This window comes from Streptomyces sp. NPDC054770, assembly GCF_053611985.1.
In genome coordinates this window covers 1-14,409 of sequence record NZ_JBSHBL010000002.1, presented here as the reverse complement: position 1 = coordinate 14,409, position 14,409 = coordinate 1, and the positions used below count along the sequence as shown (strand labels likewise).

General features: G+C 70.5%; 17 protein-coding genes. All 17 read left to right on the top strand.

Translation table 11 applies throughout. The annotated features are described in order from the left end of the window. Positions 1-197: 197 nt before the first annotated feature. Positions 198-917 carry a hypothetical protein gene (locus ACWGKQ_RS02620; RefSeq protein ID WP_453290025.1) on the top strand — a complete coding sequence of 240 codons (720 nt, stop codon included), beginning with the start codon at positions 198-200 and terminating at the stop codon, positions 915-917. A 29-nt stretch (positions 918-946) separates the two neighbouring features. Beyond that, the gene (locus ACWGKQ_RS02615; RefSeq protein WP_453290024.1) at positions 947-1,714 is read left to right on the top strand and encodes a hypothetical protein; all 768 of its coding nucleotides are present in this window, start codon (positions 947-949) and stop codon (positions 1,712-1,714) included. A gap of 33 nt (positions 1,715-1,747) precedes the next feature. Then, positions 1,748-2,245, top strand: coding sequence for a hypothetical protein (locus ACWGKQ_RS02610; RefSeq protein ID WP_453290023.1), 498 nt, complete (start codon positions 1,748-1,750; stop codon positions 2,243-2,245). Between the two features lie 19 nt (positions 2,246-2,264). Then, positions 2,265-2,966, top strand: a complete 702-nt coding sequence (locus ACWGKQ_RS02605) for a hypothetical protein (protein ID WP_453290022.1) — start codon at positions 2,265-2,267, stop codon at positions 2,964-2,966. A 115-nt stretch (positions 2,967-3,081) separates the two neighbouring features. Then, positions 3,082-4,875, top strand: coding sequence for a type IV secretory system conjugative DNA transfer family protein (locus tag ACWGKQ_RS02600; RefSeq protein WP_453290021.1), 1,794 nt, complete (start codon positions 3,082-3,084; stop codon positions 4,873-4,875). A gap of 101 nt (positions 4,876-4,976) precedes the next feature. Next, a complete protein-coding gene (locus ACWGKQ_RS02595; RefSeq protein ID WP_453290020.1) occupies positions 4,977-5,213 on the top strand; it encodes a hypothetical protein in 237 nt (78 codons plus the stop codon). After that, entirely contained in the window at positions 5,210-6,397 is a 1,188-nt protein-coding gene (locus ACWGKQ_RS02590; protein WP_453290019.1) for a DnaB-like helicase N-terminal domain-containing protein, read from the top strand. The genes ACWGKQ_RS02595 and ACWGKQ_RS02590 overlap by 4 nt, the downstream gene beginning before the upstream one ends. After that, a complete protein-coding gene (locus ACWGKQ_RS02585) occupies positions 6,394-6,996 on the top strand; it encodes a hypothetical protein (RefSeq protein ID WP_453290018.1) in 603 nt (200 codons plus the stop codon). The genes ACWGKQ_RS02590 and ACWGKQ_RS02585 overlap by 4 nt, the downstream gene beginning before the upstream one ends. Continuing rightward, entirely contained in the window at positions 6,986-7,276 is a 291-nt protein-coding gene (locus ACWGKQ_RS02580) for a DNA cytosine methyltransferase (protein ID WP_365351051.1), read from the top strand. Before ACWGKQ_RS02585 ends, ACWGKQ_RS02580 begins: the two co-directional genes overlap by 11 nt. Continuing rightward, positions 7,269-8,198, top strand: a complete 930-nt coding sequence (locus ACWGKQ_RS02575; RefSeq protein WP_453290265.1) for a DNA cytosine methyltransferase — start codon at positions 7,269-7,271, stop codon at positions 8,196-8,198. Before ACWGKQ_RS02580 ends, ACWGKQ_RS02575 begins: the two co-directional genes overlap by 8 nt. Before the next feature lie 95 nt (positions 8,199-8,293). After that, positions 8,294-8,893, top strand: a complete 600-nt coding sequence (locus ACWGKQ_RS02570; RefSeq protein ID WP_453290017.1) for a DUF4913 domain-containing protein — start codon at positions 8,294-8,296, stop codon at positions 8,891-8,893. Position 8,894: 1 nt separating this feature from the next. Then, positions 8,895-9,701, top strand: coding sequence for a hypothetical protein (locus ACWGKQ_RS02565; protein WP_453290016.1), 807 nt, complete (start codon positions 8,895-8,897; stop codon positions 9,699-9,701). Further along, a complete protein-coding gene (locus ACWGKQ_RS02560) occupies positions 9,698-10,183 on the top strand; it encodes a hypothetical protein (RefSeq protein ID WP_453290015.1) in 486 nt (161 codons plus the stop codon). The genes ACWGKQ_RS02565 and ACWGKQ_RS02560 overlap by 4 nt, the downstream gene beginning before the upstream one ends. A gap of 32 nt (positions 10,184-10,215) precedes the next feature. Next, positions 10,216-11,010 (top strand): winged helix-turn-helix transcriptional regulator, encoded by a 795-nt coding sequence (locus tag ACWGKQ_RS02555; protein WP_453290014.1) that lies wholly within the window; start codon positions 10,216-10,218, stop codon positions 11,008-11,010. Positions 11,011-11,108: 98 nt separating this feature from the next. Then, a complete protein-coding gene (locus tag ACWGKQ_RS02550; RefSeq protein ID WP_453290013.1) occupies positions 11,109-11,963 on the top strand; it encodes a DUF317 domain-containing protein in 855 nt (284 codons plus the stop codon). 337 nt (positions 11,964-12,300) lie between these two features. Continuing rightward, positions 12,301-12,609 (top strand): trypco2 family protein, encoded by a 309-nt coding sequence (locus ACWGKQ_RS02545; protein WP_453290012.1) that lies wholly within the window; start codon positions 12,301-12,303, stop codon positions 12,607-12,609. A 7-nt stretch (positions 12,610-12,616) separates the two neighbouring features. Continuing rightward, a partial coding sequence (locus ACWGKQ_RS02540; protein ID WP_453290011.1) for a trypsin-like peptidase domain-containing protein occupies positions 12,617-14,409 on the top strand: 1,793 nt, incomplete at its 3' end.

Below are 14,409 nucleotides of genomic sequence, written 5' to 3'. Positions count from 1 at the left end.
CGTGCCCGATCCCCGCACGCGAACCGCCATCGCGCCGCGCCAGCGACGGGGTCCGCCGCTGCGGCGCAGTCCGGCCTCCTCGCACACGATCGCGTACGCCGATCCCGCTAGCGCAGTTTCCCCGGCCCCGCCAAATCCGTCTTCGGGCCACATCCTCGTCCTCCGCATGGCCCCGACCTCTGCGAGGTGCACCTCTCGTGGCGGAAACACGCCCGCACATCACCGTCGCCCACCACACCCAGTACGGCGTCGTCGCCGCGCTGTCCCACGACCACCACGTCGCCGATCACCTGCTGCGGCGGGTCGGCTTCGAGCGACTGCCGGGCAGCCGCCTTTACGTGCTGACCGAGCCGGACCACGACCTGACGCGGCGCGGACAGCTGGCGGTCCAGTCATTGCGCGCCGCGCGTTACAGCGTCACCTCCGATGCCGCGTACGACCTCAAGCCCGCCACACGGCCCGATCCCGGTCGAGATCTCTTCGAGGAGTCGGAGAACAGCCCTGTCGCGGAGGTCCTCGGCGGCAGGGAGGCGGTCTTCGCCTCCGCCCGCGCACTCGATGCCGACATCCGGGCCGCCCGGATCGTCGTGCACGACCAGGTCCGCGATCCGGACGGCACGTTGCGCGCGGTCGGCGCCGACACACGCACCGGCGAGGGGGTGCTGCTGCACGGTGAGGGCGATCTGCGGTACGTCGAAACGCGGCTGGACAGCACGGCCCTCGCGTTCGACGCGTTCTCCTACATCCGCGGCAACGGACGTCCCGATCCGACTCCGGCGACCTGGCAGCGCCGGGCTCAGGCGGCAGCCACCGCCATCTCCCCAGCGCGCGCGAGCACTTCGGTACCGCAGCGGCCCGACGTCACAGTCGCCTTCCATCCCGCCCAGGCACCCCGGCAGCCGATCCGCGCCCGCTAGGTCATCCGAACCCGAAGGGAATCTCCCGCATGAAACCGCAACTCGAACCCGACGTCGCCTTCGGTGTCCACCCGGAGTTCGGTGTGGTCGCCGCCATATCGGACGATCACCCGTTCCTCGACGAGGTGCTACGCGAGCACCACTTCCGCCACAGCAGTGCCCTCGATCTCTACGTGCTGTCCGCCGACACCCCGCACAACGCGGCGGTGCGGGCCGTGGCGCGTGCCAGCCGCGAGTTCCAGGACGTCGGCCTCTCGGTCGCCGCCGATCCCCGCATCATGCTGCCGCCGATCCCAGCGCCGGACGGGGTGCCCGAACGCCAGACGCTGCCCGGGCAGTCGCTGACCGCCCTGACCGGGGAACTGCACGAGCTGCGCCGCTCGGCCGATGTCGCCGACGTCCTGGAACAGATCCTGGACGAACATCACGGCGTCGTCGGCGACTTGGAGGAGTTCATCGACACGGCCGCCGCCTGGTGCGATCGGCTGGACACCTCCACCGGCCGCGAGCTGGGCCAGCACCTGCGCACCATCGCCCACCACGTCGCGTTCCTCGGCGATCAGCTCGTCACCGCCCAGCTCGACCTGGCGGTCATGCCGGACCTGACTCCGGAAGGCGCCCCGCCCCTGGCCGACGTACCACTGCTGCCCCGGTACGAGCTCCCGTCGGTCACGCACACCGCCCGTGCCCGCGCCGCTCGCGCATCCTCCCCAAGCCGTCCGACCTCCCTGCCCAACTCCCCGGATGAAGCAGCCCGTTCACCGGCTAGCCCGTCCAGCCGCCACCGTACGCGCTGACCTTCCTCTCGATTCCGCGAAGGAGTCCGGCTCATGGCCGTCAAGAAGATCTGGACCATCAACCACGCTTGCGGGGACACCGCTCAAGCCGATCTGTCCGACCGTCCGGCCGACCGGCGTGCCAGCTACGCCCGCTGGCTCGCCGAGCGCGACTGCACCGACTGCTGGCGCGCCACCCAGAGCGAGGACACCGGGTTTAAGGCCGACTGGCTGGCGAAGAAGCGGGCCGCCGAGCAGGCCGAGGCCGAGGAATGGTCGACGCTGTACCGGATGCCCCCGCTGGAGGGCACCGACCGCGCCATCGCCTGGGGAACCCGCTGCCGCCACCAGCTCATGGCCACCGCGTACACCGCCTTGGTCCTCGAAGGCACCACCAGCGAAGCGGAGTGGGTGGCCATCGAGGACACCGTGCGGCCCCTGACGCGTGCCGGGTGGTGGCTGGACCAGCGCGACGCCGATCCCGGCGACCTGCCCGAGCTGCTGGCCGCCGCCACCGAGGGCGACCGGCCCACCGAGAACTCTCACTTCTGACCCGCCCGCGGAGGCACCCATGTCCACCACGCCCGATGTCGTCATCACCCGTGAGCCGACCGGCAACGTCACCGCCGAGGGCGGGGACGAACTGGCCTTCACACTCCTCAAGCGCGCCGGCTTCGTCATCGAGACCGCCCCGCTCTCCTTCTGGTACCGCCTGCCCTGGGACATGGGTGAGAAGCGCGAGAACCAGATGGCCAGCCATGCCGCCCGGATGCTCACCGTGGTCGGCTACCGGGTCGAACTCGATCCCGGCCTGGACGTCACCCGGATCACTACGCCCACCGATCCCCTGGGCACACGCGTTTACGGGCAGCAGATCCTCTCCCTGACGGACCGGCTCAACGGAGCCGAGACATACGAGGGGGCGGCCGACCTCGTCGAGCACGTCGTGGCCCCGGACGACGGTGTCCTCGTCCGCCTCGGTGAGTTCTTCGAGGCCGCGGCCGTACAGGCCAACGTCGCCGACACCCATGCCGGTTGGGACCTGTCCCACCTCTGCGAGGACGCCGCCGCCACGCTCACCTCCCTCGCCGAGGACGTGCGCGGCGCCGGCCACCAGATGCGGGCGCTCGGGTCGCCCCGGAAGCAGGGCTGGCAGGAAGGCGTTGCCAGGTATTACGCGACCGCCCCACGCCCGCACACCGGAACCGCGCCCGGCGCCGAAGAGCCCGCTGCAACTCCTCCCACCACGCCCCGGCCTGGTCGGTCGCGCTGACCGACACCCCGCCGTTCCTGCTCACAACCGCAGCCACCAGGAGCTCGCTCGTGATCACGAGAGCAACTTGCCGCCCCGCAGCCACCCGTAGGTCCGCACCCCTCTGGATCCCGTCTTGCCATCTCCGCGCACCAGTACGCCCTCGACCACCACCGGCACCGACTTTCTGCTCTACCTCCTGATCTGCATCGCCGGTCTCGGTATGGCAGGAGGGTCACTGGCCTGGCTGTTCGGCAACCTCGCCAACGCCGTGGCCGGCTCCGATCCGTGGGCCGTCTTCCAGCCGACCGACGCGCTCCTGCATCCCGAACTCCTCTGGCCGCATCTCGCCCGGCCCGCCCTCCTCACCGGCTGCTACCTGCTGCCCGCCGCCACGCTCACCACGGCAGCCGTCCTCTGCGCCCGGCTGTGGCTGCGCGTTCGCCGGAACCCCAACGGGCTGGCCGATCAACGGGACCTGGCCGACCTGCTGCCCAAGAAGATCGCCGCCAAAGCCATCGACCTGCGGCCCAGCCTGAAGGGCACCAAGGCCAAAGCCGTCGCCCCGGACGACCGCGGCGTCCTCCTCGGCACGCTGAAGCCAGGTGCCACCGAGGTCCGCTCCTCCTGGGAGGACGTTCTCCTCGCGATCATGGCACCCCGCTCCGGGAAGACCTCCGGACTCGCGATCCCCGCGATCCTGCGCGCCCCCGGCCCGGTCCTGCTGACCTCCAACAAGGCGGCACGCGACGCCTTCACGGCGACGCTCGACGAGCGCGCCCAGGTGGGCACGGTGTGGACGCTGGACCCGCAGCAGATCGCCCACGCCCCGCGGACCATGTGGTGGGACATCCTCGCCGACGCCCACGATCTCGCCGGAGCCCGGCGGCTGGCCGGGCACTTCGTGACCGCCTCCGTGGACGAGTCGAGCGCGGGCGACTTCTGGTCCACGGCCGCCGCCAACACCCTCACCGCGCTGTTCCTCGCGGCGGCCCGCGACCACCGGCCCATCACCGACGTGCTGACCTGGCTCGCCTCCCCCGCCGACCGCACTCCCATCGACCTCCTGCAGGACGCCGGCCTCGACGGCGTCGCCGCCCAGCTCCAGGGCACCGTGGCCGGAGCCATCGAGACCCGCGATGGCATCTTCGAGACCGCCCGGCAGTACGCCAGCTGCCTCCTCGACCCGGGCATCGCCGCCTGGGCCACCCCTCCCGACGGCCTGGAGAAGGTACGGGAGTTCAAGCCGGAGGCGTTCGCGACCAGCAAGGACACCCTGTTCCTGCTGTCGAAGGACGGCGGCGGCTCCGCCTCGGCGATCATCGCCGCAGCCGCCGACGCGGTGATGCGCGCGGCCGTCATCCAGGCCGAGCGCGACGGCGGGCGCCTCGACGCCCCACTGCTCGCGATCCTCGACGAGGCCGCCAACGTCTGCAAGATCTCCGACCTCCCGGACCTCTACTCCCACCTCGGCTCGCGCGGCGTCATCCCGATCACGATCCTGCAGTCCTACCGTCAGGGCGTACGGGTCTGGGGCGAGGCCGGCATGGACGCCCTCTGGTCCGCCGCGACGATCAAACTAGTCGGCTCCGGCATCGACGACGCCGACTTCGCGGACAAGCTCTCCCGCCTCGTCGGCGACCACGACGTACGCACCGTCTCCGTGTCCACAAGCGAGTCGGGCAGGTCCGCGTCGGTGTCGATGCGTCAGGAGCGCGTGCTGCCGGCCGACGCGATCCGGGCCCTGCCCAAGGGTTCCGCGCTGCTGCTGGCCACCGGCGTGCGCCCCGCCCTCCTCGGCCTAAAGCCCTGGTACCGCGAGCCCGACGCCGAGCGGCTCGGCGCCGCCTCCGCTCAGGCGACCGCGGCCATCACCGAGCGTGCGCTGGCCAAGCAGCTGCACCGCGACGACTTCGGCCCAGTGGCATGACCGCCCCGGAACAGCGCGTCGCGCGCACGAGACGCACGGGAGTACAGCCCGCCGCATCCCCGAGTCGCTGCTCGGCCTCCCCTTCTTCCTGAGGTGCTCCCATGTCCCACCCCGTTCCAACCTGGGCATCCGTCCGCCCTTCCGAGCGGCTCGCCGGCACTCCCGCTGTCCACCGCGGCAGCGCATGGTGGCTGGTCACCCCGACCGGCACCATTTGCGCTGCGGACCCCGTCTTCACCGGCGAACTTGACCGCTTCGCCGCCGACATGGCCGCCGCCGACCGTGCCGTCGCAGAGCTGCGTACCGAGCGCACGTCCGCGCTGAGGGAGCGACGGTGACGCCGCTCGTCCAGGCCGAGCAAGCGGTCCTGGGTTCGGTCTTCCTCGACCCCTCCCAACTCGACCATCTCTCGCCCTGGCTGCGGCCCGAACACTTCCACCGTCCTGCACACGCCGCTCTCTACGCCGCGATGCTCAGGCTCCACGCCGACGGCCACCCAGCCACGACGGGCGAGAGCGGAGGCCCAATCCCGCTGTCCTGGGTGACGGACACCGTCCAGGAGGCCGGCACCCGGACCCGTGGGCTCACCGCGTCGTACGCCCACTCCTTGATCTCCGCCTGCCCGCGCCCCACCCATGCGCCCGTCTACGGGCGGATGGTCCTGGAGGGCGCCATCCACCGCAGCGTCACCCAGCACGCCATCCGCCTGCACCAGGCCGCGCGTGCCGACGCCGTCCGCCGTGGGGTCGAGGAGACGGTCCGCCATGCCCGGGTCCTGGCCGACGTGCTCGCCGATCTCGCCCACCGGTGGGGCACCGAGCCACGACCTGCGCCGTCCCCGGAGCCGGTCACGTCGCCAGTACAGCAGCCGCGAGTTGTCGACGAACAGGTCCTCGCCGACGAGGAGTTCCTCCTCGGGTGCATCAGCGCCCGGCCCGAGCAACTGCTCGACGTCGTCGGCTGGCTGCATCCCGGCGACTTCGCGGACAGCGGCCATCAGCAGATCTACCGCGCCCTGGGCGCACTGCATCACCGAGGCGAACCCATCGATCAGCTGACCGTGCTGTGGGAAACCCAGCGCCGGGGCGCACTGTCCGACGGAACACTGGACGCAGAACGCGTCCTGCGGATCTGCGATCCGCTGTCCTTCTCCGGTGTGGCCGAGCACTTCGGCGAGCAGGTGGTCCAGGCCTCGCTCGTCCGCACGGCCGCCGCCGTCGCTCGGCAGGTGCGCGCACTCGCCGACGACGAGTCCATGGCCCCGGGACGGCTGATCAGCTACGCCCTGCACGCCCTCGGACCACTGGACGACGTGCGCCGCCGCCTACGCCTCGCGAACGAACCAGAATCCGAGCCCGCCCAGCGGCGGCCGGCCAGCCTCCCCGGTGCGTCGCCGCCCGCCGCCCGCATCGACGCGGCCCGAGCCCGCAGCCGCCTCGCGGCCACCCCCGCGCCCTCGGTACCGGTCGAGGCCGCCTGCGCCGCGCTTCCCGAACGACACAGCCATCGGAGTCCGTCATGACCGACCACACCGGCCGCGCGGGCCTGGAGAAGGACGAACTGTACGCCCTGGCAAGGGAGTTCGAGATGCTCCGTTCCGACATCGTGCGGTCGTACACGCAGACCTCTCTGCCCGACCTTGCCGCCGCGTCCCATCATCTCCGCGCCCTGACAGGGCTGGTGAAGGACCTGTCGGACGAGGTCCTCTTCCGCGCCACGGACAGCGACCCGGGACTCGACTTCGGCCCGGTCATCGCCGCCTACACCGACGCGTCCGCCCCTGTGGGACGTGCCATGAACAACTACACCGAGGCCTTCGAACAGCTCGGGTTCCTGCGCAGGTACGCGGAAGCCCCGGCCTCGGCGAATCGACGCGAGGCCCGCCAGGACGCCTTCGACGTAGCGCAGGACCGGCTGGACCTCACGGTGGACGCGCTGCAGGAAACGTTCGTCACGCTGCGACGCGCGGCCGACCGGATCGACGGCACCCCGCCCCGTGTCCTTGCCGCCCTGAGCCGCTCGGCATGGCCGACGAACTCGATCTACCGCCTGCCCGTGGAGCCTCCCGCCCCAGGTCCGGTCCGGCTCGCCTACAGTCCGGCGCCCCGCCATGGCCGCTGACCTGACCTCGGTCCAGATGTCGCCGTTGATCGGGAGCCTGTGCTCCGGGTACGGCGGTCTGGATCTCGGCGTCCAGGCGGTCATCGGCGGAACGATCGCCTGGCATGCGGAGATCGATCCGGGACCGGCCCGGATCCTGTCCCGGCACTGGCCGGCCGTGCCAAACCTCGGCGACATCACGTCCGCGAACTGGGCCGGAGTCCCGGAGGTGTGCGTCCTGACGGCCGGGTTCCCCTGTCAAAGACGTCTCGGTCGCCGGCCGTCGCGCCGGACTGGCTGACGGCACCCGGTCCGGCCTGTGGCTGCACGTCGTCCGTGCCATCGAAGCTCTCAACCCCTGCCTGGTGGTGATCGAGAATGTCCGGGGGCTCCTCACCTCGCCCGCCGGTTCCCCTGGCGACGTGGAACCCTGCCCGTGGTGTCTGGGAGACACCGCAGGCCAGTCTGCTGTGCGCGCACTCGGTACCGTACTCGGCTCCCTGGCCGACCTCGGGTTCGATGCGCGCTGGTGTGTGCTTCGCGCCTCTGATGTCGGAGCCCCGCACCGCCGAGAGCGTATCTTCCTCGCCGCCTGGCCGTCCGGACGGATCACCGCTGCTCAAGACGCCGACCAGCAACCTGGGGGTCAACGGGGGCAGCCAGCACCCGGCGAAACGCAAGCAGGGCGGCCACGGCCCGAACCTGGCGGACGAGGTCGAGTGGCTCCTGCCAACCCCGAAGGCCTCGGACGGCACCAAGGGCTCGCCCAACCACCGCCACGACAATGGGGACCTGACCCTGCCCTCGGCGGCAGCGCGCCTGCGGCCCACCCCGGCTGCTCCACCCACACGCATGGCCGGTCGGCGGAAGGGTGCCACGGACGGGACCCCGCTCACGCGGTCGCTGTCGGCGCCGTTGTTCGGGGATCCGTCGGCCACGGAGGACGGGCCGAGATCTGGGGGCCGTACTCCGCCGCGATCACCCGCTGGGAGCCCGCCACGCGTCCCGCGCCCCGGCCGACCGACGACGCGGGCCGCCTCAGCCCGCGGTTCGTGGAGTGGATGCAAGGCCTTCCTCCCGGCTGGGTGACCGGCACACCCGGGCTGGGCCGTCCCGCACAACTAACCGCTCTGGGCAATGGAGTCGTGCCCCAGCAGGCGGCCCGCGCCCTGCGGATCCTGGCCCCGCCCCGGACCGTGTGCCGCCATCGTGCGCCGCACTGACCTGCGCCATCTACACCCGTTTCCCGGCCGGGCCAAACCCCCGTTTCTCCGGACCCTCGACACCCCACCCACCAGAACTCGCACCAGGGGTAGCCATGTCCGAACCCGCCCACGAGAACGAGCCGGTGCGCGTACCGGACCACGACCTCGACGACCTCGTCGCCACGGTCACCCGGCTCACCGCCGAGAGCCGCAAACAGAACGAGACGCTCGCCCGACTCACCGACGACCAGCCGTCCGAGGACGTCGGCGAAGCGGCCGACCCCGTGCACCCCGAAAGCCCGGCATCGGCCTCCGCCCCGGCCGAAGGCGACGCCGACGGCGGCCCGGTCTCCGTCTTCATCCTGGCGCTCGGCGCCAAGGCCTACGCCGAGGAACTGGCCGCGCTGACCAACTGGGTGCACAACCTGCTCCTGCCGGTCTACGGACGGGAGATCACCACCGGCCGCCCGTGGTGCGGTCAGTGGCAGGAGCACCCCGAGGCCGTGGCCCGGCTCCACGCCCTCTGGCTCGCCTGGCAGCAACTCACCGACGTCCAGGCCGGCCTCACCGGCCCTTCCACCTGGCACCGCGATCACCTCGATCCGGCTCTGCTCCAACTCCGCATCCCGGAAGGCCCGTTCGGAGCCTGCACAACGAGCGCGGCCCGCCCCCACCACCGGCTGCTGGCCTCCCCCGAGCCCGCCGGAGTCTGAGATGGCCGACGCGTACGAACTCCCTGCGCCGGACTACCGGCTCGACGGCTTCCAAGCCGCCACCGAGCGGATCGCGGACGACTTCTTCTCCGTCACGCTCTCGGACGACATGTTCGTCCCCTTCTCCGAGCACCACAGTGCCGACGGCCGCGACAGCTACCTGCTGCTGTACGACCGGTCCGCGATCTGGGACATCCCAGGGGCGGCGGAGTACGTCACGCTGCACATCACCCGGGACGTCGAGCAGCGCACGTTCGACTTCGCGTCCGAGCGCCACCCGGTCATTCCGCTGGCGCAGCACTGGCTGATCCGCCGGGGCTGCCCACAGGAAGCGGCCGAGGTGTCCCACGGCCACGGGCCCCGTCCCGCCGACGCCCTCACGGCACGCCTTGAGGACCTGCTCCGCACCAACCCCGGCAACCGGTACGAGGTCCTCGACCACTACACCGACAACCCGTGCTCCTTCGACGTCGGCGTCGAGGTACGCACCCTCGTCCACGACAGGCACCCCGAGTCCTCAGCTGCGCCGTACCGCCTCTTTCTCGAAGAGACGACCAAAGACATGCGCACCTACACCGTCCGGGAGGGCGTCTTCGCCAGCGCCGAGGAGGCGGACACGTGGGTGGTGGAGCGGAACTCGCCGCTCCCTCTCGCACCCGCCCCACCGCACGCCGTAGGCCGCCGGGCGGCAGCCGCCCGCGCTCGCTCCACGATCAACGGTGACGGCCTCGCCGTAGCTCCCGCGCCCGTCTCCCCACCGCCATCAACGGAACCTGCTCCGACACACTCCCGACGGAGCGCGCGATGAGCCGGGCACGGTACGCCTTCGCCGCCCATCCCGAGGCACTGGCCGACCTGCGCGCCGTACCGGAGAACATCCGCGACCTGGCCCTGCTCGAACTGCAGCACCTGGTCCACGGCAACGAACGCGGCGCCGCCCTCCAGCGCGAACTGACGGGCTGCCACAAGGTCTACGTCGACCCGGAGACCCGCTGGCGGCTGGTCATCCAGTACCGGGACGCTCCCGCCTCCTCCCGGCACAAACGGGAGATCTACCTCCTCGCGGTCGGCGAACGCCAGGACCAGGCCGCCTACCGCACCGCGGCACTCCGGCTGGAGCGCGAACGGACGGCCACCGCCACGTCCCCGCACGGCCGGCGAGCCCAAGCCGCCAGGGCCCGCTCCCCCCAGTACCGCGCCGGACGACCGGCCACCACAACCCAGCAGCCTGCGGCAACGACCGCCGTCACGAACCGCACCGCGTCGTCACGCGCCGCGCGGTCCCGCTGACGGCGCTCAACCACCCTTCGGAGAACCCCACCGTGCCCGCCCTCTCCACCGCACCCACCCGTCGCACCGAACTCGTCGACCAGGCCGTCGCCCTCCTCTCACCCCACTGGACCACCTGGACCCTGCAGACCATCCAGCAGCACGGCCCCATGCGACTCGCCGACATCAACTCCGCACTTCCCTGGGTAGGCGTCCACGCCATGGCCCAGATCGTGCGCCGCATGCAGACGAGCGGCCTCCGGGACCGGCCCCAGGTCGGGGTGTACGACCTCACACCGCTCGCCCGCGACACCCGACACGTCCACCGTGCGCTCTCGGCCTGGCACCGGAACCACCTCGCTGACGGCACGGCGTCACTCGCGGAGGCGGAACGCGTAGAAGACTCCCTCGGCCAGCTCCGCGGGAAGGGCACGATCCCCCTCCTCCACGCCCTCGCGCAGCACGGCCCCCTTCCCAACGGTGCGCTGCGAACCGAAGCCGCACTCGCCACCGGCTCCTTCCACTACCGCATCACGCAGCTCCAGACCGACCAGCTCATCCCCCGCAGGAGCCCCTTCTCCGGTCGAGGCTCCGAGTACACCCTGACGTCCGCGGCCCGGGGGCTCACACCGGTGTACGCAGAACTCGCGGAGTTCGCCCGCAAGGCACACCCAACGACAACTCGCCCCACCCAACTCAGCCCGCCAGCACAGCTGGCCGTACAGGCGAGCGCGGCTACGCGCCGCAGTCCCGCGGCATCTCCCGAGTTGTTCTCGCACGTCCCCGACTCGCAGCCACACGTGCCTGCGTACGTCACCGCGCTCTCCCACCCATCCCGAACCAGGTGACTCCAGTGCCCACGGCCAGACCCCTCCGCGCGACCGCGCCCTCGCGCCCTCACACGGGCCGCTCAGCCGCCCGTGCCCCACCACCCGAAGGCCCTCTCATGCCCAGCCCCGCTCCGCCTGCCCTCGCCCCGCATTCGAATGTCCTGGTCAGCCCCGGCTACCTAGCCGGTCCCGGCGACAGCCGCAGCATCTTCGACACCCTCGACCACGCCCCCGGTTGGGCCAAGACCATCGCCTTCGGCACCGACACCTACTACACGAGCCCATGCCAGCGCGTACGCGTCGCCAACGCCCTGGAGAGCTTCTACGGCGGGTGGACCATCACCTACGCCGAAGACCCGCTCGGCGTGCCCGACTGGATCACCACGTTCGACCGGAACACGCCCAACGAGATCGTGGCCGCCTTCACCGAGATCCTCGTCGACGGACTGCACAACAACTTCGCCGACTACCTCAGCGGAGGCCCGCACTACACAGGTATCAGCCCCGCGTCCCTCACCGCGCGACACCGGTGGGAGGCTGTACGTGGCACCCGGCCGTTCCGTACGGTCTCCCCCGACGGCCACGCCGCCTATCAGATGGCCGACGGCTGGCTGCACGAGTACGACGAGCTGCTCACGCCCGAGAAGTCGACGTGGCGCATGTCCGCCGGCCCCGACCCCGTGTACACGCCGAGCTGGCGGGCCTTCTTCAGCCGGTACACCCCGCAGCACCTCATCACGGCCTCCGCCGCCGCGTTCACGGACCCCACCCCTGTCCTGCGTGTCCTGGACCAGATTCCCGACCGCCACCGGTCCCTGGTCTCGATCACCCACGCAGACATAGCCAGGCCGGGCCCTCGCGCCGCAGCGGCGCTCGCCCGCAGCACCCGCGCCCCGGCGATCCACACGCCTTCGTCCCTGTCCGCGCCGACCACGCTCGCCATGCACGTCGGCTCCCGACGGCAGCGCTAACCCTCCCCCTTAGCCTTGGAGACCACCATGCCGACCTCCATGCCCGACGGGGACCTGTACGTCTCCCCGCTCTACCTCGCCGACTGCACCTTCACCGGCGATCCCGCCCTCGCCCCCTCCTCAACCACGGCTTCGCCCTCCACAACGACGAACTGGCGATTATGCGGAATCAAGTTTGTCAAGATTCCCTAGGATTTGTACGCCGCTTGCGGCCGCCCACCTTCTTCTCGCCGTCCCAGCCGGACCTGGAGCGAGGGATGTTCGCCGCCGCACGCACCGACTGCTGGCGGACGGCTGCGTAGGATGTCGGTCCGGCACAGAAGCGAGGGAACAGCACATGATCGAACTGTCCGAATTGGTCCGGCAGTTGCGGCAGGAGTTGTACGCCTCGATGGCGGACGGATCGACCACCCCGCTCCGCTTCGAGCTCGGCCCCGTGGAGATCGAGGCGACCGTGGCGGTGGACCGTGAGGCCGGGGCGAGCGGCAAGATCCGCTTCTTGGTGGTCGAAGCAGGCGGCACAGGGAAGCAGAACACGTCGCAGACACAACGGATCAAGCTCACCCTGCAGCCGCATCTGATCGCGCCGGATGGGACACGCGGGACCGCCCTGATCGCTGGTAATGAGGTCGACGGGGAGGTCTGACCGGAGTATGAACGGCTCCTCGTGGCTTCAGGTCGAGCGTGTCGGCGAAGTCATCGTCAGCCTCCCGATCGGCGGCGGCCGCCGCGGTTCTGGCTACCTTGTGGCTGCAGGCCGGGTACTGACAGCCGCCCACGTGGTCGCGGACGCGACCGGAATCCAGGTCCGGTTCAACGCCAACCGGCCAGGCGAGCGGTCGATCGCGGCCACGCTCGAGTGGGCGGATGCTGGGATCGACATTGCCGTGCTCACCGTGCCCGACATGCCGGGAATGAGCGAGGTGGAGCCCGTCCGCTTCGGCCGGATCGGCGAACGCGACACAGTGCTGCACTGCCGCGCCATGGGCTTTCCCCGCTTCAAACTGCGAAAGAATACGGAGGGCAGGAGCTACCGCGACTCCGCACACGTGCCCGCCACCTGCTCTGTACTTTCCAACCGTCGTCAGGGCACGCTTGAGTTGAAGGTCGACCCGCCCGCCGAGCCTCATAGCAAAGAAGCGAGCATGGCCCCGCCGGACCCTTGGGCGGGTATGTCCGGCGCGGCTGTGTTCAGCGGTGGCCGGATCATCGGCGTCATCGGCGAGCACCATGGCGACGAGGGGTTGGGCAGCCTGGCTGCCAGCCGGGTGGACCGCTGGGTCGAGAAGCTGGGACGGGCCGAACGTGAGCGGCTAGAAAAGGCGCTCGACTGTGACCTTGACCCGCAAGCCTTACTGGACGTGTCAGCACAAGCGCTCGAGAGGTATCTGACGGTCGCCGTCGACGCGGCACGCGCACACCCCTATGCCGGGGTCCTGCCTGGTATCACTCCACCGCTGACCGCTGTCTACCTGCGTCAGCAGGTCCTCTCCCACACCCCGAACCACACCGGCGCCAATCAGCCGCTGGCGACGGCTGCAGCGCCACTGCCGACCAGCGAGGTCATGGCGCGGGGCGAAACGTGCGTGGTGTTCGCCGGACCCGGCGGGGGCAAGTCCAGCCTGCTGCGGACTCACCTGGTCGAGATGCTTGAACGCGTGCAGTCCGGGGAGAACGTCATCGCGATCCCGGTCCTGATATCGGCCGCCGCCCTCGCCGAGGGCGTGCTGCCGGAAGCGCTCTCCAAGGCCGTCACCTCTGAGCTGAGCAACTTTGGGCTGATGGAGGAATTGCCCGCCGCGTTCTTCCACCAACAGCCGCTCCCGGGTGTGCCGTGGCTGATCCTGGTCGACGGCCTAGACGAGATCTTCGACTCGAAGACCCGCCAACTGGTCCTGGACAAACTGGCTGCCATCATCAGGGGCAAGCACGGTTCGCAGTACCGGTTCATCGTGGCCACCCGCCCACTGCCCGACGAAGAACTCGGCAGGTTGGGCCAGGTGCCCCGCCACGAACTGCAACCCTTCAGTCCCAACGATCTGCAACAGGTCGTCCGTAACTGGTTCCACGCTCTCAAGCTGCCCGAACCAGACCAAGCAGCTGACCGGTTCACCACAGACCTGGGCTCCCATCTGACCGGTCTGGCCCGTATCCCGCTCATGGCTGCCATGCTCTGCCAGCTGCACGCTAAGCACCCCGACCAGCCGCTCCCGGCCGGTCGCGGCGAGATCTACCAACGGTTCCTCGACCTGTTTACAGAGCACCGACACGCTTCCGGGGTCCTCACCAAGACCCTAGCCGCGCTGGAAGCGTACGGGACCAGCGCTCTCGCCCAGGCAGACGCGACGCTAAGAAGCTGTTGTCTTTTCGATCTTGAGAGATGCGCATCGAACGGGAGTCCCGATCGGGTGGTCGCGGGGCGCTGGGCGCATACAAACAGGGCCTC